A 23,116-nucleotide genomic window follows, 5' to 3' on the forward strand; every position below is an offset into this window, starting at 1 on the left:
CGCAGCGGTAGCCCATCGGTGTGCTTCGTCGCCGCGTTGGCTGATGCACGGACAATCCTCGCGTAGGAAACGCTCCCCATCGCCATTGACCGCGTTCTGCGGTATACTGCGTCAACCAACACCGCTATCCCGGTGGGCATCGTTTCGACACGACCCACCGGGCCATGCAGGGAGTCCATGTATGCGACCTGACCTCCCACTCCAGCGCTTCACGGGGGTTGATGACCCCGCCAAACCGGATCACTACGTCACCAAGACCCACCTCACGGCGTGTGGCCTCATACCGGGCGATCCTGTCGCCGTTATCGTTCGGCCTAAACAGCGCAAACCCATCTATCTCTATGATCGCCACCACGCCGTGCCCCGCCAGTCGTCTTCCGCCATTCCACGCAGCACCACGACGCACCAACCGCCCATCGCCTGTGCCGCATGTGGCACGATGGGAACCCATGATCACCGCATCATCCTTGACTCCTTGCGCACGGATCGTGCGGAACCACCCGCTCCGGTATGTGCGGCCTGTTTCGCGGCCTGTGCTGCCGAAGAACGCCGGATTGCCGTGCAGGCACTTCGCGCTCAGGCACAGGCGTGGCTCGCGGCGTGTGTCATCGTGGCGTTGAAGACCACCGACGACGATGATCCCGATATTCTCGAACTTGGCGTGATTGACCACACGGGCACAGTCTTCCTGCGGCAACGGGTCACGCCGCTGTGGGAACCAGAACGACCCGCCGTTGCGCTCCATGAGAGCACGCTGGCCATCGATGCCGATGCTCCCGATCTCACCGAGGTTGTGCCCGCCCTTGCCGCCATCGTCCACGGGAAGACCGTCCTCGTGGCGGACCAGGACGACATCGACACCCTCATTAACAGTCTCGATATGCGCGATCATGACCCGGGTCTTCTGCTCGATCATGCCACCTGGTGCGATCTGCTGGAACCCTATAGCGACTGGTTTGGGAATTGGGATGACCGCCGAAGGCGCTACCGCTGGGAGCCGCTGGTGCCGACCCACGATGTGATCGGGGATTGTTTGGCACTCCGTGCCCGCCTTCAGGAGATGGCGGCATGGTCGCTCTATGGCGGCTGCGGCATCGGCGCGGTGGCGCTGCCAGACAGCCTCACCCCCTTGATTCCCCGCTAGCGTCGCGTGCGACGGAGGATAATGGCATGCCACGACGACGACCGAACCCCGGGATCTGTGCATGGTGTGGCGGGGTCACCACCCCAGCACGTGTGATCGCCCATCTTGCCGGATGTGCTCCCTATCAGGCCGCGATTGCCGCCGCTGACCAGCGCACCAGCACCCGCGACACGATCTACCATCTCCGGGCACAGGATGCCCATACCCCCTTCTTTTGGCTGGATCTTGCGGTGACGGGTACGGCGCGGTTGCACGACCTCGATCACTATCTGCGGGCGATCTGGCTGGAATGCTGCGAGCATCTGAGTCAATTTTCGCATGGGCGACGGGGGGCCGAACTCGCCTTCGAGCACCCTATCCACACAGTGTTTCAGCCGGGCAGCACCCTGACCCATGTCTATGATTTTGGGACATCCTCGGAAACGACGATCACCTGCCTCGGCATTCGCCATGGCGCGGCCTTGACTCCGTATCCCATCGCCCGCTTGATGCGCAATCAGCCACCGGACGAACGCTGTACGGTCTGCCAGCAGCCAGCGGTATGGTTCTGTGCGTGGTGCTTCGGTGCAGACAATCAGTGGGAGCCACGCTGCGATGTCCATGCCGCGATCTATCGTGACGCGGCGGATGATGATGCCGAGGTCATCCGGGCGGTCAACTCGCCGCGCGTGGGGATGTGCGGCTATAACGGCCCTGCCGAGCCGCCCTATTAAGGTTGCGCTCCTTCGGTCGTGGTTGCGACCACCCGCTCTACGGCGGGTGGTTTTTTATTCTCACTTCACCAGTGGCAACCACACCCGCTGCGGCGCAGGCGCAACCCGCAGCACCGTAGCGGGATTGCCCAAGAGCAGCGTCGTGCGCAGGGCATCCGTGCAACACTGGCCTGTGAGCGCCAGTTCCAGCAGTCCGGCCTCGGTCACCTGCCCCAACGTTGGCCGTGCGGTGGTCATCGCCGCCGCCACCAGCCCATGCTGGAGGTGATCGTGGCCATGAGCGACCCCCAAACCACTTGATCCCCATGTGGCCAGCGCACCGCCGTCAGGATGCAGCACCAGCGCCTCATCAAGCGTCGTCCCGCGTGGACTGGGCTGGTGAAAGGCACTGGTCAGGCAGGTCAAGGCCAGCAACAACGGCAACCGTTCGCCATTGCGCAGATCCGCAACCGCATTCAGATCGAGCAACCCACGCGGTTCGACAAGCGGATCGGTCACGGCCCACTGGTAGGCGTGGCTATGGCCGGTGTACTGCATGATCGTCGCGCCTGTGTTCCAGATTGCCAGGACCTGTTCACGGACGACCTGCGCATCAGCCACGTACCATTCGGGATCAGTGCTTGTTGCCTGCGGGTCGTAATAGGCCCGGTGCAAGGTCATCGTCAGGGGATAGACGGCCTCACTCTGCGCCGCCAGCTGCGGAAAATCAAGTGCTCCCTCGGCGTTATCCGCCACACTCCCGACTGTGCTTTGCCACACGCCCCATGGCGCTGCCGCATAGCGCTGCTGTTTGGCGATCAACACAGGGATCTCGTCCACGGTTTTGACGGGCCAGCGACCCACGGGCAGATCCGGCAGTAGGTCGGCAAGCGGATCAGCACCGTCCAGTTGGCCATAACAGGATTCACAAGCGGTTTCCCCGAGCCATAAATCGACCTCAGCGAGATAGGGCGGGATCAGCGGTGGCTGGCCATAGCCCAACACATCACGCGGGTCTGCCGCGCCGTCGCCAACGAGGAGCACGCTCGTCGGTGGGGTCGGCCACGTCGCCGCTGCATGCTGGAGGAAGGATCGCAGCGCATCCGGCGACACCTGGCCAAACGCCCACGCGGCATCGAGATCTTCCCGCGCCACGAGCACCGTGGTCGGGGTGCGCAGCGGGTCGAGGGCTGGCAGGAAGGCGCGTGGGGCGATAATCACATCGGTTCCAGCGGTGGACAGAACGACGGGGGTATGGCGCTGAACGGTTGGCGTGGGCAGGGGTGCGTGGCCAACGAGCAGATACCGGCGACTCACCAGGCTATCGGCCAGCACGGGCGTAGGGCCAGCAGGCAAAATGACGATCTGCGGCTGCTCCGGTGCGGTCACATCATAGAGCGTGCGCAGCAGAGGCGCAGCGGGTAGGGTATAGCGGGCAGGTATTGGGCCACTTCCAAACGCCTCGGTTGGCGACGTGGTGAGGTGCATGGGCCGGGTCACGGTCACGGTTTCGAGCAACACACTGGCTGCGCCGCTGGCCGGAGCAGCCAGCATCACCGTGAGGGCAGCAGTATTGGTCACCACGACCGACGTTTGCCATGCCGCAGTCGCAGGTACGGTGATCGGCACGCTATTGACCAGCAGCGGCACGGGCAGACTGGTAGCGGTGGCTCCGCTGAGGGTTACGGTCATCACGCCGCTGGCCAGCGGCAGGGTGGGCGTGAGCAGCATGGTGGTTGCATCGGCAGTGCCACCCGCGATGCTGCTCAAGCGGCGACTGAAGGTATGCCAGCCGCGCATCCCCGCATGGCGACTCTCAATCAGCTGCGGGTCGTCCCATTCATTCGTCATCCAGATGGTATCGGTCAACGGGGCGGTGCTCGCTAATGCTAAGCGCGAGGCCATCGGCGGTGAGGGCGTGGCCGCTGCGGTCGTCAGCCAGAGGGTCGAAGCACGGTTCCAGCGATCACCAACCGCATTGACATACAAGCGTACCTCGTCATGGGCAGCGACCACGCCATCGCCAATCCCACGCCAATCGAGCGGGATCACCACCCCGTGATGTTGTACCTGCACGGTCGCCGGATTGAGGGTTGTGAGGTCAATCCCCGCTGCGGCCAACATCGCCCCCGTTACCCGTTGCATGCCCGGTTCGGTCACGGTCAGCGTCCACGTGTGATCGGCAAACGCGAGTGGATTGGTTGGCGGTACCGGATCGCCAAAGGGCATGCGCGGCACGCCTTGGAGATCGGCAGGCGATTCTATTAGGACTGCATTCTCCAACACGGCGTGCAGCTGCGTCACCTGCTGGATCTGGCCGCGCTGCTGGATGATCGGCTGGACCAGGTAGACCCACACACCATACCCGCGATAGCTGCCATTGCGCAGGAGAGTTACCGGAGCGGTTGGCAGCTCGGCACGCAACGCCGCATCGCGGTGCGGCAGTGCGGTCGTTTCCCGCGTGAGCCTGAGGGTTGGCGCGGCAGCGTTCAGGCTACGTATAGCCATCGTCGTCGGTTGGGATGGCACGCCCGCGATCACCACCGTCGTGCCAACCGCATGAATGCTGAAGGGTGTGACGGTGGCCAGCGCAGCACGCGGTACGGCCATGAGGATGATCAGGATGATGAGATATTTAGAGACCCGCATCAGGATTCTCCGCTAGTAGTTTGATTAAACTGGTGGCCGTCGCTTCGGCCTGCATCACCGTGGCTACGCCCACTTTGCGCGGATTGACCACGACCGCCGGAGTCGCCACAGAACCGCCTGCGGGATTCGCCTCATAGGTCGCTTCTGGCGCGCCACCCCGTCCGCGTTTGCCCTTGGCAGGCGGCTCGTCGTCGACCGCATCACGCGGAATGCTGAGGGTCAAGCGGGTCAAGGCGGCTAAGGCGATATCACGCGGGGTCGCCGCTTTCGCATGGCTCAAGGCCAGCACGCGCGCGGCACGGGGCAAGGAACAGGTCGGGGCCAGCAGCTGCGCATGGCGATCAGCGCGATCCGCCTGCATCCGGTCCAGGATCGCGTCCCAGAGTGCGGGTGGCGCATCGCGTAGTAAGCGCAACCGTTCCGCGCGGCCAAACTGGGCCAAGGCGCGCAGCCGTTCGTCGAGGGCATCGCGTGGCGGTGGGGCGAGCGTCGTCATGGCGCGGGGTGCGCCACCCTGCGGCAGCGCAGGCCAGAGCGGCAGCGGCGTGATCGTGCAGATCGGTTGGCGAAAGCCATTAATGGAGATTGCCGCATAGCCTTCTTCACGCAAGGGAATCCCGGCCCAGTCCTGCATGGTCAGCCGCGCATCGGGATATTGGCGTTGCCAGACGGCGGCATCGGGGCCAAAGGCCGAGAGGATCAGACGGGTTTGGACAATCTCCAGCGTGGTGGCCAACATCTCGGCAGGTAGTTGACTCGTGCCTTGGTGCATCAAGACCAACCCAATCCCAAACGAGCGCAGCCGTTCCAGAATCTTCTGGTAATTGGCTGGATCGCCCCGTCGCATGGCCTCCTGAAATTCATCGACGAGCAAGACCCACGGCTCACGCTCCTCTTCCGGCGTATCCAAGCGACTAAACGCCGCTGCCAGCACGAGGTTAATCAGCACATTGGCCAGAATCCCGCCTGCGGTCGCGCCAATCAATTCAACGGGCAGCTTGGCCAACACAATCTTGCGTTGATCCATGACCTGCCGGAAGGGAATGGTCGTGCGCGTTTGGTTGCAGGTGATGCGCACGGTGCGATTAATCAGGAATTGGCTCAAGCGGCGCTGCAAGGCGGTCATCGAGGACTTTTGGGTGTCACTCAATTTCGGAAACTGATAGGTCCAGAACAACACTAAGTCGGGATCAGTCACGCGCTCCAGCACCGTGGCGCGGTAGGCACTGCTGGAAAAGAGCAGGTACAAGTGGGCAATCGTCGGCGTTGGCTCGCCTTCCATCAAGGTCAAGGCCCCATAGCGCAAGGCTTCCTGCATCCCCGCCGAATCGCCCCAGTGGCTGTTGGTGCTGGCCACGAGGGCTTCGAGCAACTCAACCAAAAAGTCGGGTTCGGTATCTTTATTTAAATAGGTCGGGTCGAGCAGGTTCAGCCCAAGGCAGTGATCGGGGTCGAGTGGATCGAACACAATCACATCGTCGAGTCGATCATCGGGAATCATGGTCAACAGGTCATTGACGAGATCCCCCTTAAAGTCGATCACCCCAAAGCCTGCTCCAATCCGCAACAATTCGCCCAGCTGCACCTTGGCGGCGTGGCTCTTGCCTGCCCCGGTCGAGGCCGTAATTTGCTGATGAAAGGTGTAGCTTTTGAGCGGGAATCCCAGATAGACCTGCCGCCCATCGGCGGCCACGCCACCCGTGAGGCGCACCATCCGATCCTTTAAGGGTGTTGCGTCCGTAAAAGCAGGCGGTTCAGCACCCACTGTGCTGATCATCAAGGCTGGACTGGGAGGGGCAAAGCGGTTATTGCGCCAGATGGCCACGGTTAAGTGTCGTCCTGTGGGCAAGTGCCACAGCGCTGTGACTTCGGGCAGGCTCAGCACGGGCAGGGTTGGCGTTGGCAGCAGCGGCGGCAGCGGCATGGACAGCCAGCGCATAGCGTGCCGATCGCGCATCGCAGGGGTGATCGTTGTCTGGATACGGCCATGAGTCCAAGCTTGGCGTAGGCGGTCGTGCTGCGCGGTGTAGCTGTCGAGCGCGCCCACCAGAATTTGGTGCTGGGCGGTGGCAATCGCGGCAGTCTCGGCCAGCACCACCGTGCGCAGGGTGACTGTCACAGCGGGACTTTGCAGTTTGGCCAGCATGGCGGTAGCGGTTTCTTTGCTGGCACTGGACTGGTGGTCTTTGGCGCTCAGCCCGAGCAGATCGGCCATGGCGCGCCCCTGCTGCTGCCAGCGTTCCGGTACAGAGCCAAGGGTCAACGAGACCCCAATTGCCGTTACGCCGTGCTGGGGTCGCAGGCCACCGATCAGCGCATCAAGCGGGTCGCCCACCATGGCATCGGCGCGGCGCAATGGATAGATCGCGGGCTGCGTCAGCGTGTGCTGTGTCCAGACCAATGCGGGGGTGGTGGTTGCGACCGGATCAGTCCGTGCCAGCAGATCACCACCGGGCACAAAGCCTTGCACCGCACTAAAGACGGGCGCATACAGGTCAGGATGGGAAAGCCACAAACTCCATGCAATTCCTTCCGTGATGTACCACAGTTCAAGTGCAATTCGCCGATCGGCAGAGGCATGGGCCACAATGGCCTGCAAAACGCGCACCAATTCGCCTGCGGTCGCCGCGTCACGCTGGCCGAGCTGCGCCGCCGTGCTACTATGCGGATCAGTGGTCATGGGTTTGGGAATCCGTAACAGATACCATTGTCCCTCAACGGCTGGTCGCCGCCGCAACCGGAGCCATGCGACCAACGTCGCGAGCACCCACAGCCCATAGCCGAGCAAAAGCCAGCCACTGATCTGGTGTACCCGTGTGACCAGCGTGGCCAAGGGCGCAAGGCGCGGGCTGGTGAGGTGACCGAGCAGCCATGGGCAGAACAGCCGCAGCACCCCGATCAACACGACCCCGATTCCTGCCAGCGTGCGGCCATAGACCGCGAGGATTAAGCGTCCATGCATATGAGTTCCTCCGCCAGCACCGCCTCAGTGCGCTCATCATCAGCATCAATCCCGACCAGTGCCCAAACCTCGGCCTCCATGACCTCCCGTTTGAGCAGCAGCCCATGGCGCGAGTGCGTGCCTAAAACGCTGGCCAACCGCTCGGTGGCCAACGCGACGAGTCGCTCAGCCAGTCCACGATCCACGCCTAACACGGTTGCAGCCTGTTTCGTCGAGACCCCATTGCGGCGGTCGGCCAGCAGCGCTTCAATTAGTGCGTGCAGCTGGTCATCGCTGAGCACGGCATCGTGGGAAACCTGTGCGACGGGTGGCAGCGACCGCGCGATGAGTGGGTGCTCAACGGGTGCGGTGACGCGTGCGGTGCTGACTGGTTCTCCTGTTCCCGCTGCGGTCGAGGGCAAGGCCATCACGGGCTGAAAGAGATCGGTCGGATCACACTGCCAAAAGACATGCGACGGTGGCGCTTCTGGCGCAGCCATGCCAGGAGCAGCGTCCCATGGCGCAGCCACATGGACACACACCTCGGCATGGGCGAGCAGCAAACCATGCATGGTGACGAGCATCCATGGATCAAGCCCATGCGCCTTGAGCACGGTTGTGGTTGGAATTACCCCACCACCGATATAGCCATGCCATGCGACGCGCGGAGCCAGCTGATCGCCACCTTGCAGCGTGGCTTCCGCCCACGGCAGGTCGCTCACTGTGAGGAGTGGGCGCGGACTGACTGCCTGCCACGACGGGAGTGCCATGGCGATAATCCGCTGGATAAGCGCTGCCTGCTCGGCATCATCCGGCAGGACGACCACGACCACCCCACCGCGCTGGAGCAGCAGCGGCAGATCATCGCCGGGAGTCGCAAACACACTCAGCCAGTCGAGCGTGCGCCAGCGCCGCAACCGTACCGCCCAGCGCTGGGCCGCCATGCGCTGATCAATCGCCGCCCGATTCGGCGCGGCAATGACCTGTCCAGCCAGCGCAATGAGATCGCCGAGGCTGGGGTGCGCGCGGCTGCGCCACTGGGCGAGCAGGGTGGGAATCGTCTGCCACAGGGAATCGTGCGGTTGTAAATCCGCCATCTGGCCCAGCAGGGTGGTCATGGCCGTGTCGTCGAGCCAGGCGGCCACATCCAGCGTCGTGGTGACCGCAGGCTGACGACCATCGACCACCCGCAGTCGCTCCCCTAGCGGTTCGAGCATCGGCACGAGGGTTGCGGCATGCGCTGGTGTAACGAGTGCCACGACGCTGGCATGGGCACGCAGGCTCTGGTCGACCAGCTGCGCGACAGTGGCCCAGCGCTGCGCAGCCGGGCCACGCAGATCGAGTGGCGTGCCAAGGGGCAGCGCGACATCCGCGCTGAACTGCCATGCTACGCCCGCGACCGCAGGCAGCTGCATTGGCAACGACGGCAGATCGGGCAGCAGCGCGGCCTCGTCGAGCGGCAAATCACCCACCCACGGCTGTGGCCGCAGCAGCCCGAGCAACCAGACGAACGCAAGGGACGAACCCCAGCGCTGCGGGGTCGCATGAACGGCCTGCACCACGCCGTTGCGCAGCGCCCAGCCCTGCATCGTCTGATCATCCGCACCACCCCGCCGCCAGCGCAGGATCGGCATGGTCAGGGTCACGGGACGCAGCGTAGCCAATGGGATGCGCTCGCGCAGCGTCGTCATGAGCAGAGTGTGGGTGGCAGGGGTGGTCTGGAGCAGCAGTTGCCGCCCGTGCGCGGTGGGCACGAGCCACAGCCATGCCGCGCCCATCCCCACGCCATCGACGAGTGCATCCCGCAGCGTGGACGCATCCACCGTAGCGGGAATCCGTACCCGCCACGCCGACCATTGCGCCTGCTCCGTCGTGATCGTCGCCAGCACCCGCATGAGGAGCCAGCCCACGCCACCGACCAGAAGGAAGACCATTAGGAGGCTCATACCACCTCCTCGCCATCTTCAATGACCAGCACGGTGGTGCTTGCCGTGGTCGGCGCAGCACTCGCAACGGGCGGCATAGCGGGAATTGCCGTGGTCGGCGCGCCACCATCACCTGTCCGTGGTGGCAACGCGGCGCGTTGGGCAGCGAGAAACGCCCCCCATGCTGCCGCGCGTTGGCGGGCTGCCACGGTCGGATCTGCCGTTGCGGGGCTAAACCAGCGATCAAATACGCCCATCGTTGGCCTCCGCGTGCAGCACGGCCCGCTGCGGGATCAGCTGCCATTCCCAGTGCGAGAGATGGTTATAAATCAAGTAGGGCGTTTCATTGACAATGATCAGATATTGGCCTGCCCGTTCCTGCCGTTGCTCATCCGTCATGCCGAGGCCCGTGATCCACTGCAACTGGCTGTCCGTCACCATGGGGAAACGCTCGCGCAACGCATACAATTGGTCGCTGCGCATCGTGCCAATCACCGTCACGAAGCTGTTTTCAAAAATCTCCGCACCCGCTTTTGTGCCGAGTAAATGGGTCGTCTGGTCGATCACCCACACCCCCGCGCCGAAGCGCCGCGCGGTTTTGGCCAAGCGCTCAGCAAAGCTGGCCAAGAGGGGATTAGCAAACAAGACCCCGGCCTCATCGATCCCAATAATGGCCTTCCGTGGCCTGACCCGAATCTCGCGCTGAATCGCACTGGCGATCAAGATCAGAAAGAACTGTTTAATATGGTCGGGCATTGTCGCATCGGACACGTCATAGATCACAACGGGGGTCGTGGGATCAAGGGTCAAGTCCATCGTCGAGGGCTGATCAAAGACCTCGGCAAACGGCGAGAGTGTCCATGGCAGGATGAGGTCGCGCAGGCCCGTGCTGTCCTCGGCCAACAGCGTCACCACATCCGACAAGCGTGGCGCGGCGTGGGTGGCATACAGCACCGACAAGACCCGGCGCAGGGTTTGGCGATGCAGCTGGGTCAATGCCCCATCGAGGAGCCACTGAAGGACTTCTTCGACATGCAACACTTGGGTCACGAGGTCGTGCTGCAGGTCAACAATCGGGTCGAGCAGATTCAACCGCAGCGTATCCAAGGCCACCCGATTGACCGAGGCCCGCCCCGCGTAAGCTTCGGCGAGGGGAGCAAATGCGCCTTGGGGGTCGAGCAGAATTAGTTGATACCCTGCATCATCGACCAGGCGCGATCCGAGCGTGGCCACATAGCTACTCTTCCCACTCCCGGTTGCGCCACAGAAAAAGCCATGCAGTGCAGGCAAGGCGGTCAAGTCTAAGAGCAATGGTGTGCCGCGCATTTCGTCCACGCCTGCCAGTAAGGCACTTGCGGGTGGTTGCGAGCGTTGGGCCAGATAAATCGGTAACAGCGTCGCCAGCTGCGCGGTAATCATCGGGTGGCCTGTGGTGGGCAGGTCAAGGGTGGCGGTCGCATGCGTACCAAGCATGGGCAGCAGATCCTGTTGGCGACCACGCATCGGATGGAAGCTGATGGTTGATCCCAAGGCTTGGCGGGCTGCTTGGGCCTGGGTGCGCGCCAGCTCCGGCGTGGCCCCGCCGACAAAGACCGCGACCTGGACCGTGTGCAACAACGCGCCGCGCTCCAGATGGGTCGAGGCCGCTTGCCAATCTTGCACGGCATGGCGACGGGCTTCGTCATAGGTCGGATTGAGCGCCGCATGGGCATCCAGTCGTTGCAGTGCGACATCCATAGTGGTGCGGGCGCGGTCAGGAGCCATGGTCAGCGCATCGACGACGATGATTGCATGGGTTTGCTCGAGCAAGAGCGAGCGAAACAGCAAGGGCGAGAGCGATCCATGCCAGCGCTCGGCCAGCATCCCCTGCCAGCAGCGTTGGCCCGTGGGCGTATCCGCAATACAACTCGCTGCGGTCATCTGCACCGTTGGCGCGCCCAACAGCAAGGGCAGACTGCGCAGGCGCGTTGCCCCGCCACAGGCGCGGCCCAGCGTATGTTCGACCGTGGTCTGGGCAAGGCTCGGCGGACACCAGACGACGAGGTAGTGGGTCATGCTGGTCATGGCGTGCTGTTCCAAGTCCTGCATGTGCAGCAGTTGGGCCGTCAGGCGTGGATGCTGGGGGTCGGTGGGGTCAAGCAAGCGCAGCTGGTCGTGAATCCGCTGACGACGATTGGCCAACGATCGGGGCGCAACCACACTGATTAAGCGCCAATCGACGACCAGACTTTGCACTGCCTGCCGCACGCGATCAATCGCCACCTCCCATTGTTGGGGATGGAGATTCAAGACTTCAAGGCCGTGCAACTGGAGAAGCATCGGGGTGGTCATTCCAGCCCCCGATCAGCCAAACTGACCAGCGTCCCATCGGGCTGCATCACCGCCGTCGCTGTTGTGCGCCCCGTGGCTTCGCCCTGCCCCAACGTGCGACAATCCACCGTCAAGCGCTGCGGAGCCAGCACTCGCACGAGGCCATAGCGCAGCATGCCGAACACCAGCCCCCGCAATGGTTGCTCCTGATACGTTCCGCGTGCCACCACGAGGCCCAGCACCACGCCAACGAGCAGCCGCACCAAGAGTGGCAATCCGATGGGGGCAAGGACGACACTCATGGCGATGCCGCAACCGCCAAGGGTGACCAGATCGCCGATAGACAAGCCGCCCAGCGCGGGCACGCTGATAATCGTGGTGGGCGGCTGTAAAAAGGGTCGAAATACCTGCATGAGAGACCTCCTTGAAACAAAGGACGCTGCGCAGCGGTCGTGCTGCACAGCGTTCCATCCACCACAACCTTATTGCCCAACCGCCTTGAAGGCGGGCTTCACCAAATCCAAGATAATGGGAATTAAGGCAATCAGCATGATCCCGCCGAGGAAATAGGCAATCCGCAGCTTTTTCGCGAGCGCACTGGCAAATGAGCCAGCCACAAACATCACGCCAAAGATCAGGCCACACAAGCCAAAGACGACCCACGCGAAGGTATACAAGCTGTCGATATTGACGAACTTGTTGAGTAACTCCATCACGTCAAAGCTACCAGCGGCCACAAGGATGCGAGCCATACAAACCTCCAAAACACCTAGGGAAGAATCGATTGACCAACCGACCCGATCTGCACCGTCACGGGAACGGGCTGAGCCGGGTTAAGCGGACAGGTCCAGACCACGGTCTGGGCGGTCGTGATCGTGAGCGGCCACGGCTGATCTGGCTGGAGTGGCTGGGCAGTGCCCCCCACCGTACAGGTCGCATCGGCGGCCAGCAGCACCGTGGCCGGACTGCGCAGCACGGTCGTGATTGCGAGGCCGTTGGGTGTCGCCGTGACCGACTGCCAGTCCACCTGCAAAACGGGTCGCTCCGGCATAGCGATGCTGAGGGGCACGGCCTGCCCAGCAACCGCGAGCGGCAGATCGACGCGTGTGCCAGGCATGGCCGTGGCCGTGACCGGAATACTGATCGTGGTCGCGGTAGCCACCGGCAGCGTGACGAGCGGCTGCCCATGGTGCGTCACGCTCCCCGCCTGATCAGTTGGCCCAACGGTCACACTGACCATGAGCGTGGGCTGCATCGCGAGGAGCGTCCAGTCCATCCCCGTGACCGTCATCGGAACCGCGCCATCACGGCTGGCCAGCAGCGGCTGATCGGCAGGAATCGCCTGCACCAGCGTGCGCGTGCTGAGGTCGTCCTGATCCCACAGCACAAGGGTCACGCCCACTTGTTGCTGCGGAATCGTGGCACTGGCATAGACTGCCACGGTTTGGCGCGCCACCACCCGCAGGACGCGCTGGTCGCCCCGCACCTGCTGGAGCATTAGCGATGACCCAACGGTCAGGGCATCTGGAGCAAGTGCTGCCCCATCCAGCCCCAGCACGACCTGACTGCGCGTCCCGCCCCAGACCGCCGTGGTTGCGGGAACGCCCGTGGGATCAGGCCAGCCCAGCGCGGGATCAAACGCCTGCACCGTAAATGCCTGTGACCCGATCAGCAGCTGCACCGGAGCCGCCTCGCTATCCGTGGCCACCGTCACCGGACGCAATACGCCCTCGGCTAACGGCGCAGCCTGCGAGCGGCGACCAAGGAGCAGCCAGCCCAGCACCACTACCACGATGATCACCACCCCGATCCAGCGCTGCGACGCACGCGGCGCTGGTGCAGCAGAAGCGGTCGCCGTGGGACGGGTTATGGTCGGTGTACCAAGCCAGACCAACTGACCATTGACCGGAACAGCACCTTCGCGTTGCCAAAGGTCGGTCAAGCGGTCAAGTTCGGCGTGTCGTCCGGCCACCGACAACCCCGCCAGCAGCGGAGCCAAAAAGGTCTGAAACTCATGGTCATAGGGACTGGTCATGGTGCGCCTCCAAAGGTGGGCGGCATGACCGCCTCGCTCACGGGCAGATGCACGCGATCTGCACTCGCCGCGAGCGGCATCACCTGCCCCAACCACGGCACGCGCACGACCAAGCCATCCTGCATGGGCAGCGTCACCACCCAGCGTCCCGTGCGATCCGTCCAGCCTTGCGCCAGCCGATCACCAGAGGGACTATCGACGACGACCGCCATGCCACCAATCCCCTGATCACGGCCACAGGTCGCCGTCCCGCGACAGACCTGCACCGTGACCATGCGGGTCGATGCAGGCAGCGCCTGAAAGCGCCAGCCGAGGACGGGCAGCGTGGCCGTTGGTCGTATCCCGACCGGATCAGGGCTGGTTGGGTGCGGCGCACTCGGCGAGGGCAGCACGGCCACCGGATCGGTCATGGTCGGTAGTGGCGTGGTCAAGAGACTATGCACGATTAAGTCCGCACTCCACACCCAGCCTGCCAACGGCGCTGCCCCCACCCGAAAGGCGGTAACCTCAACATAGCCTTGAAACATGCGCCCCGTTAAGGTCACGTTGTAGCCGCGTGGAATATGCGCGAGTGGGACATAGGCAATGCCAGGTCCGGCGCGGAGATCGCTCTCGGCATCAGCTACGACATGCGCGAGCGCTGGAGGAATGGTCTGGATCGCCAAGGGCAGACTGAGCAGCGCACACGGCTCGACCCCTGCCCGAATCTGGCTATCCACGACGGCCACCGGCTGCCCATCGATGACACAGGCGGTTGGCACGGGCGGCGTGGTCATGCCGCTCGGCGCGTCCACCACAGGCGCAGCGGGCACGGTCGTCATGGTCGGAAACACAATGATCGGCGGCAGGCCAATATCGACCGAAACAGCGGTTGAAACGATGGGTAGGGGCGTACTGCTCGCCGTCGGCATGGCCGTCGCAACACGCGTCGCCGTTGGCACGCTGGTTGGGGTGGTGCTGGCGGTCGGTGTGGCAGTGGGAAGCGTGGTCGCGGTCGCGGGTGGCACGGCCGTTGGCTCCACCGTCGCCGTTGCCGGAATCAGACTGGGCATGATGGGGGTGTCCGTTGGCGCGATCCACACCGTTGCGGTGGCGCTGGGCTGCTCGACCACCGTCGCGGTTGGCAGTGGTGTACCCGGGTTGGTCAAATCAAGCAGCACGGTCGTGCTCACCGGATCAGTCGGGCGATCACTGCGGTGTGCGGTGATGACCAGCGGATCGGTGGCGGTGACGGGAACCATAAAGGCCAGCGTGGCGACCGCAGGCAGCATCGGATCATGGAGCGGGCCACAGATCACGCCTGATCCATGGATCGTGCACTCCCGATTGTGGCTCGTGGCCACGCGATCCCATGCGCCTGCTGGAGCAAGCGTGAGGGTCAGGGTGGTCGTCACCGCTTCAGCTGGCTGGGTCACGACCACGGTTACTACCATGCCTGGCAGCGCGACCTGCGGCTGGGCCACCAGCTGCACCACGGGGGTGATCAGCGCGGGTGGCAACCGTCGCAGGTCGCTTTCCGGCGTGGGCCAACTCACGACAATCGTGGTGAGGGCCGCCAGCCATGCGCCTAAGCGCCGAACGATCATCAAAACCTCCTTTCGAGAAAACCATCTTTCTCGATTGTAGGGATTGACAGACCCGATCGTGCAGTCGTCATGTCGTTGCTTTGCGCAGCAGCGCCGCACAACCCCCGCACAACCCCCGCATTGCCCCCGCATCGCCGCACCCCCCCCGCACAACCCCGACACAACCCCGACACAACCCCCGCATCGCCGCATGCACGGCGCACAGTCCACGCACGGACGCGACACCATGCTCGTCAGAACCCGCTATGCTGCCAGCAGTGGGTTCTTCTGCATTCATTTGGAGGTGTTCGATGGACTTGTTCGCCCCCACGCCCGATGGAACCGGCATCGCCTGTGCCGTGCTCTCATTACACGAGGTTCTGGAATGCCAGGAATATGGGGTCTTGCCCCGCACCGAGGGCATGCACACCCTGCATGTGTCGGATCTCGATGTCACGGTTCATCTGGCGCATGGCGGTGCGACGGCCACGCCAGCGGCCAACACCCCGCTCGGCATGTGGCTCGGCTTCCCCTCGCTGTTAGCCCATGCGCTTCACCAAGCCAAACAACGCCGGAGCCAAGGTGGCATCTGGTATTCGATTCCCCTCACGCTCACGGCGGAGGCGCTGTGGTAAACGCGGAACAACCACCGACCACGCCACCGATCATGGAGGTTCCGCCGTGGGACGATCCCGTGCCACCGCGTGTTCAGCTCGATCGGCGCGCCGTCATGGCCCTCGTCATTGCCGAGGAAGGAGACAGGACTGATGAATGATCAGTTAATGGATGCGTCAAACAAGGGGTTGCTGCTTGACCTGATGCAGTATTGGCTGGCCATGCCTGCGTGGTGGATCACGCGCATGCTGATCCTCATGCATGAGACCTGTGCGGTCGTGCTCAGCGTGGTCATGCGCGGAGCGTTTGCGACCCCGGAGGTGGGTTTGCCGGGTTGGGTGGAGCTGCTCACCGCAACCTTGATTGGCAATTGGTACAGTCGTGCCCTCGCCTTGGGCATGCTGGGCTTAGGCTTAACCTTGATGCTGATGGGCAGTGGCATGCGCATCAAGCTCGTGCAGCCGCGCGCGTTTGGGCGCTGGACGCTGGTCATGGTGCTCTTGGCCATGGGCGCGCCGAGTCTGTATGGGACGACGATTCAGCTGATCACGCAAGTTCCGGCGTTGGTGCTGCCATCGATTGTCGATCGGTTGCCCCCGATTCGCGCCGCGTGGATTACGGTCGCACAGGATGGCGATCCGGTTGCCCCCTTCGACCCCGCCAATCCGGCCTATGCCAGCCGCGCGGCGGTGCTGACCATTCCCCCAACCGCATCCAGTTGTGCCACCATGGTCACGAGTGGCCGCAGCTGCGATCACCCGATGTATGCGCCGTTAGATGCAGTCTTGGCGCTCTGGCGTACCGACCGGGCAAGCCTCATCAGCGGCATTGATGGGATCACCCATGCCACGCCCGATGGCAGTACCACCGTCCAATTGGATGGCTTGCCACCGGATTTTGCGGCCCTGTTTTATCCTGATGCGACCCAACCGTGGTACGGCGGCGCGTTTACCAGCGACCCCAGTGGGATGCAGAAGCGTCGGGAAGCCTTGAATACGGCCAGTATTGGCACGCTGCACGCGGTGGCAGGCATCCTTGCCGCGCTAGCGACCCTGATGCCTACCTTGGCCCAGGCGCTGATGACCGTCTGTGGAGCCTTGTTGTTTCTCTTGGGGATTGTCGTGGCCCCGATCGGCATGTTTGGGAACCAACGCCACTGGGTTGCGGTGGTCTATCGCAGCTTTTTTACCATTAGCGGCTGGCAAACGGTGTTGGTGGTCGGGACAAATCTCGCGACCTTTCTGTTGTTTGGCACGCCAGACGAGCCAGGCATTGCAATGGCCTATCCGACCATGCTCGTCGTGCTGCCGCTGTTTGTCTGGGTGCAATGGCGGGTGTTGCGCTTTGCCATGCGCCTCAGTTGGCAGGGGTTTGCCGCCTTGCGCACCGTGGTGAGTCGCGAGCCGTTGCAACGGTTGCTCGGCGATCAGCCCGCTGCGGCGACCGAAGCCCGTGTGGCCGCAACCGGACACTATACCGCCACGAGCGATACCGCTGCCATGCAGCCCACGCTGGCCACCACTACCTTGGCCCGCGAGCCACAGCTGCATGCAGCAACCACAGCGTTGGCATCGACGCAGGGCACGCCAACCACGCCAAGCACGCACACCAGCACCAGGTCGGCGCTGCCGTCACTGATCAATCCCCGTGGGCTGGCATTGCGCATGCAGCAGACGGCCCAACGCACCGTGCAGCGCGTGCAGCAGCTTGATCACCAGATTGAGGTCACGGAAGCGCATATGCTGCGCAGCAGCGAAGTGCGCACGGATACTCAGCTTGACCGCGCGGATCAGGCCATCACCACGATGATTGGGGGCAAGGCAATTGCCGCAGGGGTGACCTATGCCCATGAAAACGAGGTCACGCCAGAATGGCTGTTTGCGCCCGCGTCTGACCCTGCCAGCGCTCGACCACCGCGTGCGCCACAATCCCGCCCGGCAAGCCCCACCCACAGCGGTCATGGTGCAGGCCGCACCACGGTAGCGGGACGGCCAATTGAAACGCCAGCGGTGTCGCCCACCCAAGAACTGCCCACGCGCGCCGTGCCGCGATCAGCCCGCCCACCAGCCGCCGATCTGCCACCAACGCAGCCGCTGGCAGCCGTCTCAGCGACGACACGACAGGAAGCGGGTGCTGCGGCATCGCCAGTGGTGGCCGGTGATCAGGAAGGAAGAACCACGGCCAGCGCCGCGCATGCGGATGCGTCGGTTATAGCGCATAGTGCGTCCATGGCTCCAGCTGCCACCGCAGCACCCGCTCCGCCGCCAAGCGCCGCGCGTGGATCAGCCGTGGTATTGCCCACACCGCCAACGCAAGAATTGCATGCTGCGTCACACCAGACGCATACGATGACACCCATGGCTTCCCGACCAGAACGCGTACCGACGGCGAGCACAGCGGCAACCCCAGGCATGCAGGCTCCTGCGCCCATGGCACGCCACCAATCGCCAACCATCCAGCCCCATGCGGCAACGGATGGATCACCCGTGGCGACCAGCGCTCCCCCAACAGACGCTGATCCAACGCCCCATGCGGGGAGCGCCCAGCCGCAGAAACCATCCATAGTGAACGAGGCGCACGCGCAGGCAACGCCAGCAGCGCTGACGGAACCAGCCCAATCAACCGCCGTGGATGCGCCCGCACCATCCTCGCCGCCTGCGCCAGCGAGCACGCGACCCGTGCGGTCACGCTCGCGCGTGGGAACACCGCCGCGCAGCGTTGCATCGGGTGTATCAGGAATTGACATAACGGAAAATGCGCCACGTGATCAGCACGCGCAACCGCAGCCACCAGCAGCGGCCAGTGCATCGTCCGCAGCCATTCCCGTTCGCAAAGGACGGCGTGTATGACGCAACGATCAGCCATTTGGTTGGTGCTGGGAGCGGCATTGCGACGATTTCACTACCATTTCACTACCGTTTCAGTACGGTTTCAGTACCATTTCACTACCGTCATGGGGCATGAAGCTGCTCCCAGAGAGGCCGCGACGGCCATTTGGTGGCCTCGGCACTCTTTAAGCAGCCGCGAAGCCACCATATGCAATCCAGCGATTGACCAGCCACAATCAGGCTGGAGAAAGGAATCGATGAAGAGTTCAACCGGCTATGCTCCGAACGCGATGGAAACCCAATGCTTGGTGCTTTTAGCCCGCCTTGGTCGTCTCCTGCCGCGTCACCTGCATCTTGCGTGGCCAACCACCACCTTGCGCAATGCCTATATTTACCTGAATCGCTTAAGCGCAGCGGGATTAGTCGCCTATATCGAACACTTTGAAGCCCCACCGGCGAATCGCCGAACGCGCAAAAATCAGCTGTGGAAACGCCATGGTCGCATCTATAGCCTCACGCCCTTAGGCTGGGATTATCTCAAAGCATCCTTTCCCCACCTTGAGGAAACGAACGAACGGCTTGCGCCGACCTATTTCAATCCGCGCCATCAAGCCGAGCATCAAATCGAATACGCCGATCTCGTCACCAGTATCCTGCGGGATCTCGACACCATTCCGGGGATGGTCGGCATGAGTAGCTACATTGAGATGGATCTCAGCGAGCAGGCTCGACCCCGTGCCGATGGGATTATCGTCCTGCGCCGCTGGAAAGATTCCACGCGACACCTTGACGAGCGCTCGTCCTGTTATCCGTGGCTGCTGGTCGCCCGCCAAGAAGAACAAATCGACGAGCTGTTTGCGATTGAGATCGATCGCGGTACGGAAGAAGCCAGCATTATTACGGGCAAGGCCCGCTCCTATGGCGAACTCTATGATGCTGGCTCATGGAAAGAGCGCTTTCAGTGGCCATTGATCGCCTTTGCCGTCCCGACCGAACGCCGCCAGCAGGTGATCTTCGATGCCTGGGATCGTGGCTGGCCCGGTGGCCCGATTCGCTGCACCACCTTCGATGCCATTCATGCCCATGGCGCATTGGCTCCGATTTGGACCCATCAACAACGCATCCAGGGCGAACGCATCCTGCATGCGAACGTTCCCTTGCTGCGCTCAAGCTGGGCTGAGGCGGTGATCGCATGACCTCCTGCCGTGTGCCACACGATCCTATTCTCGTCGCCAGCCTGCATGCAGGTCTCACGGCCTTGGGGCCACTCGACCGTACTGCAATTGGCCGGATCTGGTTTCCCACCAAGGGCGATCAGGCTATCCGGCGGATCTTGCGGCCACTCGTTCAGCAGCACCTGTTGCACGCCACGGTGATCAGCAAAGGACGGCAACGGATTGCGATGCGCTACCACGCCACGGCGGTGGGTGCGATCACTGATCCGATTCTGCCGCCGATTCGCATGGCCGCTGCCCTGCTCGAAACCGCGCAGCGCCTGCCCGATTTGGTCAGCGTTCAGACGACGGTGTTGGATACCTATCGCGGTGGTGGCCGCATTGTGGGCCTGCGCACGCGCAGCGCACCGCATCGTCGTCCGGCATCACCGGTGCCGATCCTACGCTGGAATACCGCCGCTCCCCGCGAGCGCGAGCAAGATACGTGGTACTTGCTGGTTCCCGACCACGAACAGGTCTCACGCGATCAGCATGCCATGCGGGCACGCTGGTATCGCGAACTGGCCACCACGCGGGGCTTTCCCGTGCCGATTCCCCTGATTCTGACCACGCCGCAGCGCATGGCACTCGTGGAATATGCCTGGACTCCCCATTGGCCGCAGATCGTGCTTGGTGATGCTCCGCCCGATGGCCCATGGACGGACGTGGCGTGGCAGCCCATCATCGATGGCAAGGCCATCCCGCCGCCCGTCCCGATCACGCAGCTCGCTCGCTAACGTCGGTGTTTTTCATATGAAGGGTGTTTTCATGACCCCGTGTTGTTAGGAGTTTCGCATGACCGCTCACATGCTTCCACCGCGCCGTCGGCGCACCACGTTTGCTCGCCTTGGAGGTCGTATGGTCGAGAATGATGGATTCAAGGAAACCGCAGCGCCGGAGGAGGAAATAAATCAGGCCGATACGGCTTCTAGCGCCGTGTCTGAACCCGTCACTGCTGCGCCAATCGTCGACACACCGCCCATCACGGTCGTGATTCCTCGGGCGGTCACGGCAATTGTCGAGCCAATCCAACCGCCCGTGGCCACACCTGAAGCCGCCGAGCGCAGCGTGGACGCAGCGCCGCAGCCCGTGGTGGTCAATCCTGCCGCGCCGCGTCAGCCCGATCGCCATCGGGCAGAATCGATCACGATGCGACCGACCGAACCCAGCACGCCACCCCCAACGGGACTGGCTGCGCCCATCGTTCAGCCCGAACGCCCGCGCTATGCTGGCCCGCGCCTACCCCGCGCCCGCTCGACGTTCGAGGCCTTTGCGCCCCACGCCGACCGCTGGGGAACCAACCATATAACCGTGGTGGGACGCGCCACCAATGATCCGGTGACGGTCGTGCGGCCCACGGCAGGGGGCGCGTTCAATCGCTACACCGTGGCCATTTATGATCAGGTCCAGAGCGATGATACCGTCCTGCCCCAGATCTCGACCGTGGTCATGCTGGTGCCGCGTGATGCCGCCAGTCTCAATGCCGCGTTTCAGCCGGGGCGCATGCTGACCGTCAGCGGGCGCTTGGTGGTGCGCACCCACTTCGATGGCCGCTATGCCCGCACCAGTGAGTTTGGCGGCATGTTCCAGACCCAGCCCTATGTCTTGGTCGGCAGTGCAGCGCTTACGCGCGGTGATGCCAGTCGCCAGCAATATTTAATTGGCCAGTTGTCGGGCACGGTGACGGGGATCATTACCCAGCCCACCACACGCTACCGCTTTGACCGCCAGCAGGAGCTGGTGGTGCTCATGCGCGTGACCGAAGCCTTTGATCGGCCACCACCCGCCCGTGGCCAGCGCATCGAGCACCAGATTGTGCCGTTGCTCGTGCCCATCACGGTCGCCGAGGCACTGCCCACGCTCGCTACCGGCATGCGCATCCAGACCGAGGTCGAGCTGCATGTCAAACACCGGATTCTGGGCAATCACCACTTTGCGCTCACCGGCGTGCCCGATGAGGCCAAGACGCAGCTGCGCCACCGCGAGCGCTGGACACTCGTCGCCACATGGATGGAGGAACAGGCACTATGCCCACCCGTTTCCGACTCGTCAGCATCGGACTTGTCATAATTATTTTACTCAGCAGTTGTGGAGGTCGCCCGCTTCCGGCGACCTCCCCCAATACCATCACGGGCAAGCCCCAGTGGTGGTGTCCCACGCCCATCGTGGCCGGTGATCCGACCGCGATTGCCGCCATGCCCACGGTCACGCCCTACTATCATCGTGACCAGTTTATGCTGGGCCAAGATATCGTCAGCAACGGCATGCGCGTGACGGTCCATGGCATCACCGACGGCGCAACGGCTCCCGATGCGATTGGCGGCGGGCAGCTGCGCTGGGTCGATCTCGAAGTGACCAGCGCCGTGTCACTGCCGCTTGATCTGGCCGCCCAAGTGGTGATCCGCGAGGTTGAGCAGGATGCGGGGCAAGCGGCCCGTGGCTGGTGGACAACCGACACCGCGACGCTGGCCACGACCGCAATCACGTTGCCGACGCGGCTGGAGGCGGGCATGCCATGGCGCGGCCAGATTCCGATTCGCACGCCGCTGGGCAAGCCCGTGTTTGTGCTGGTGTATCGCACGCCGAGCGATGCCCTGCTGCGTGCGCAGCCGACCGACGGCGTGATTGTGGTGCAAAACCGCCGTGACCCAACCTGTGCAGGGAATATCGCCCGCGTCCCGTTCCCGACCATACCCGCAGGTGGTGGACCAGGCGCGCCCATTAACGGCACGCCCGTCGCCGTGCCACCCGGCACGAATCCGCTCGTGGCTTACGCCGTGAGCAAGCTAGCGTGGCCCTATGTCTGGGGTGGCGAAAGCGAGGCCGAAGGCGGCTTTGACTGTTCGGGTCTGATGTACGCCGCCTATGGCAGCGTCGGGTTGACCGTGCCGCGCACCTCGCAGGCGATGTGGCAGAGCGCGCAGATCCAGCGGATTGACATCAGCGAGCTGCGTCCGGGCGATCTGGTCTTTTTCCACACCGATGGCAGCCGCTTCAGCAGCCCACCAACCCATGTCGGCATGTATATCGGGGATTTCAATGGCAATGGCACACCGGATCTCGTGCATGCTTTGAGTCCCGCATGGGGCATTCGGATTGAGGACAATTGGCTGACCAAGCCGTGGCTGGTTGCGCCATGGCCCGATGGCACGCCGCGCCTGTGGGGTGCTGGCTATTTCGTGAATCCCTATCGCTAGT

Annotated in this window: 18 protein-coding genes; 8 read left to right on the plus strand and 10 right to left on the minus strand. The window is 63.4% G+C overall.

The window, feature by feature from the left end:
* Nucleotides 1-181: 181 nt before the first annotated feature.
* Both JOD20_RS20730 and JOD20_RS20735 read left to right on the plus strand, forming a co-directional pair.
* Nucleotides 182-1,144 carry a hypothetical protein gene (locus JOD20_RS20730; RefSeq protein ID WP_204757102.1) on the plus strand — a complete coding sequence of 321 codons (963 nt, stop codon included), beginning with the start codon at nucleotides 182-184 and terminating at the stop codon, nucleotides 1,142-1,144.
* A 26-nt stretch (nucleotides 1,145-1,170) separates the two neighbouring features.
* Nucleotides 1,171-1,857 carry a hypothetical protein gene (locus JOD20_RS20735; RefSeq protein WP_204757103.1) on the plus strand — a complete coding sequence of 229 codons (687 nt, stop codon included), beginning with the start codon at nucleotides 1,171-1,173 and terminating at the stop codon, nucleotides 1,855-1,857.
* Nucleotides 1,858-1,917: 60 nt separating this feature from the next.
* On the opposite strand, the gene JOD20_RS26540 is transcribed toward JOD20_RS20735, so the two are convergent.
* The 10 genes from JOD20_RS26540 to JOD20_RS26545 form a co-directional block, all read right to left on the minus strand.
* Nucleotides 1,918-4,485 carry a C25 family cysteine peptidase gene (locus tag JOD20_RS26540; RefSeq protein ID WP_239583988.1) on the minus strand — a complete coding sequence of 856 codons (2,568 nt, stop codon included), beginning with the start codon at nucleotides 4,483-4,485 and terminating at the stop codon, nucleotides 1,918-1,920.
* Entirely contained in the window at nucleotides 4,472-7,447 is a 2,976-nt protein-coding gene (locus JOD20_RS20745; RefSeq protein ID WP_204757104.1) for a type IV secretory system conjugative DNA transfer family protein, read from the minus strand. The genes JOD20_RS26540 and JOD20_RS20745 overlap by 14 nt, the downstream gene beginning before the upstream one ends.
* Nucleotides 7,432-9,372 carry a hypothetical protein gene (locus JOD20_RS20750; RefSeq protein WP_204757105.1) on the minus strand — a complete coding sequence of 647 codons (1,941 nt, stop codon included), beginning with the start codon at nucleotides 9,370-9,372 and terminating at the stop codon, nucleotides 7,432-7,434. The genes JOD20_RS20745 and JOD20_RS20750 overlap by 16 nt, the downstream gene beginning before the upstream one ends.
* On the minus strand, nucleotides 9,369-9,608 hold the full coding sequence (locus tag JOD20_RS20755; protein WP_204757106.1) for a hypothetical protein: 240 nt from the start codon (nucleotides 9,606-9,608) through the stop codon (nucleotides 9,369-9,371). Before JOD20_RS20755 ends, JOD20_RS20750 begins: the two co-directional genes overlap by 4 nt.
* Nucleotides 9,595-11,670 (minus strand): helicase HerA domain-containing protein, encoded by a 2,076-nt coding sequence (locus JOD20_RS20760; protein WP_239583989.1) that lies wholly within the window; start codon nucleotides 11,668-11,670, stop codon nucleotides 9,595-9,597. The genes JOD20_RS20755 and JOD20_RS20760 overlap by 14 nt, the downstream gene beginning before the upstream one ends.
* An 8-nt stretch (nucleotides 11,671-11,678) precedes the next feature.
* Nucleotides 11,679-11,963 (minus strand): hypothetical protein, encoded by a 285-nt coding sequence (locus tag JOD20_RS20765; RefSeq protein WP_239583990.1) that lies wholly within the window; start codon nucleotides 11,961-11,963, stop codon nucleotides 11,679-11,681.
* 180 nt (nucleotides 11,964-12,143) lie between these two features.
* Nucleotides 12,144-12,413, minus strand: a complete 270-nt coding sequence (locus tag JOD20_RS20770) for a hypothetical protein (protein ID WP_204757109.1) — start codon at nucleotides 12,411-12,413, stop codon at nucleotides 12,144-12,146.
* A 17-nt stretch (nucleotides 12,414-12,430) separates the two neighbouring features.
* Nucleotides 12,431-13,696, minus strand: coding sequence for a hypothetical protein (locus JOD20_RS20775; protein ID WP_204757110.1), 1,266 nt, complete (start codon nucleotides 13,694-13,696; stop codon nucleotides 12,431-12,433).
* Nucleotides 13,693-15,129, minus strand: a complete 1,437-nt coding sequence (locus JOD20_RS20780; RefSeq protein ID WP_239583991.1) for a hypothetical protein — start codon at nucleotides 15,127-15,129, stop codon at nucleotides 13,693-13,695. Before JOD20_RS20780 ends, JOD20_RS20775 begins: the two co-directional genes overlap by 4 nt.
* The gene (locus JOD20_RS26545) at nucleotides 15,095-15,307 is read right to left on the minus strand and encodes a hypothetical protein (protein WP_239583992.1); all 213 of its coding nucleotides are present in this window, start codon (nucleotides 15,305-15,307) and stop codon (nucleotides 15,095-15,097) included. Before JOD20_RS26545 ends, JOD20_RS20780 begins: the two co-directional genes overlap by 35 nt.
* 265 nt (nucleotides 15,308-15,572) lie before the next feature.
* On the opposite strand from JOD20_RS26545, the gene JOD20_RS20785 reads away from it, so the two are divergent.
* The 6 genes from JOD20_RS20785 to JOD20_RS20810 all read left to right on the plus strand — a co-directional run bounded on the left by JOD20_RS20785 (nucleotide 15,573) and on the right by JOD20_RS20810 (nucleotide 23,115).
* A complete protein-coding gene (locus tag JOD20_RS20785; protein WP_110519802.1) occupies nucleotides 15,573-15,896 on the plus strand; it encodes a hypothetical protein in 324 nt (107 codons plus the stop codon).
* A gap of 132 nt (nucleotides 15,897-16,028) precedes the next feature.
* Nucleotides 16,029-18,725, plus strand: a complete 2,697-nt coding sequence (locus JOD20_RS20790; RefSeq protein WP_204757112.1) for a hypothetical protein — start codon at nucleotides 16,029-16,031, stop codon at nucleotides 18,723-18,725.
* Nucleotides 18,726-18,961: 236 nt separating this feature from the next.
* Nucleotides 18,962-19,900, plus strand: a complete 939-nt coding sequence (locus JOD20_RS20795; RefSeq protein ID WP_204757113.1) for a replication-relaxation family protein — start codon at nucleotides 18,962-18,964, stop codon at nucleotides 19,898-19,900.
* Nucleotides 19,897-20,655: a hypothetical protein gene (locus tag JOD20_RS20800; protein ID WP_204757114.1), complete on the plus strand. Its 759-nt coding sequence runs from the start codon at nucleotides 19,897-19,899 to the stop codon at nucleotides 20,653-20,655. Before JOD20_RS20795 ends, JOD20_RS20800 begins: the two co-directional genes overlap by 4 nt.
* A gap of 121 nt (nucleotides 20,656-20,776) precedes the next feature.
* Nucleotides 20,777-21,988 (plus strand): hypothetical protein, encoded by a 1,212-nt coding sequence (locus JOD20_RS20805; protein ID WP_239583993.1) that lies wholly within the window; start codon nucleotides 20,777-20,779, stop codon nucleotides 21,986-21,988.
* Nucleotides 21,946-23,115, plus strand: a complete 1,170-nt coding sequence (locus tag JOD20_RS20810; protein WP_204757116.1) for a C40 family peptidase — start codon at nucleotides 21,946-21,948, stop codon at nucleotides 23,113-23,115. The genes JOD20_RS20805 and JOD20_RS20810 overlap by 43 nt, the downstream gene beginning before the upstream one ends.
* Nucleotide 23,116: the final 1 nt, after the last annotated feature.

Origin of the sequence: Herpetosiphon giganteus (genome assembly GCF_016907925.1) — a bacterium.
In the GTDB taxonomy this organism is placed as follows: domain Bacteria; phylum Chloroflexota; class Chloroflexia; order Chloroflexales; family Herpetosiphonaceae; genus Herpetosiphon; species Herpetosiphon giganteus.

Bases quoted from the DNA above. Each gene is read 5' to 3' on its own strand.
- JOD20_RS20730 (WP_204757102.1), top strand. From the start codon at position 182: ATGCGACCTGACCTCCCACTCCAGCGCTTCACGGGGGTTGATGACCCC.
- JOD20_RS20735 (WP_204757103.1), top strand. From the start codon at position 1,171: ATGCCACGACGACGACCGAACCCCGGGATCTGTGCATGGTGTGGCGGG.
- JOD20_RS26540 (WP_239583988.1), bottom strand. From the start codon at position 4,485: ATGCGGGTCTCTAAATATCTCATCATCCTGATCATCCTCATGGCCGTA.
- JOD20_RS20745 (WP_204757104.1), bottom strand. From the start codon at position 7,447: ATGCATGGACGCTTAATCCTCGCGGTCTATGGCCGCACGCTGGCAGGA.
- JOD20_RS20750 (WP_204757105.1), bottom strand. From the start codon at position 9,372: ATGAGCCTCCTAATGGTCTTCCTTCTGGTCGGTGGCGTGGGCTGGCTC.
- JOD20_RS20755 (WP_204757106.1), bottom strand. From the start codon at position 9,608: ATGGGCGTATTTGATCGCTGGTTTAGCCCCGCAACGGCAGATCCGACC.
- JOD20_RS20760 (WP_239583989.1), bottom strand. From the start codon at position 11,670: ATGCTTCTCCAGTTGCACGGCCTTGAAGTCTTGAATCTCCATCCCCAA.
- JOD20_RS20765 (WP_239583990.1), bottom strand. From the start codon at position 11,963: ATGAGTGTCGTCCTTGCCCCCATCGGATTGCCACTCTTGGTGCGGCTG.
- JOD20_RS20770 (WP_204757109.1), bottom strand. From the start codon at position 12,413: ATGGCTCGCATCCTTGTGGCCGCTGGTAGCTTTGACGTGATGGAGTTA.
- JOD20_RS20775 (WP_204757110.1), bottom strand. From the start codon at position 13,696: ATGACCAGTCCCTATGACCATGAGTTTCAGACCTTTTTGGCTCCGCTG.
- JOD20_RS20780 (WP_239583991.1), bottom strand. From the start codon at position 15,129: ATGGTAGTAACCGTGGTCGTGACCCAGCCAGCTGAAGCGGTGACGACC.
- JOD20_RS26545 (WP_239583992.1), bottom strand. From the start codon at position 15,307: ATGGTTTTCTCGAAAGGAGGTTTTGATGATCGTTCGGCGCTTAGGCGC.
- JOD20_RS20785 (WP_110519802.1), top strand. From the start codon at position 15,573: ATGGACTTGTTCGCCCCCACGCCCGATGGAACCGGCATCGCCTGTGCC.
- JOD20_RS20790 (WP_204757112.1), top strand. From the start codon at position 16,029: ATGAATGATCAGTTAATGGATGCGTCAAACAAGGGGTTGCTGCTTGAC.
- JOD20_RS20795 (WP_204757113.1), top strand. From the start codon at position 18,962: ATGAAGAGTTCAACCGGCTATGCTCCGAACGCGATGGAAACCCAATGC.
- JOD20_RS20800 (WP_204757114.1), top strand. From the start codon at position 19,897: ATGACCTCCTGCCGTGTGCCACACGATCCTATTCTCGTCGCCAGCCTG.
- JOD20_RS20805 (WP_239583993.1), top strand. From the start codon at position 20,777: ATGGTCGAGAATGATGGATTCAAGGAAACCGCAGCGCCGGAGGAGGAA.
- JOD20_RS20810 (WP_204757116.1), top strand. From the start codon at position 21,946: ATGCCCACCCGTTTCCGACTCGTCAGCATCGGACTTGTCATAATTATT.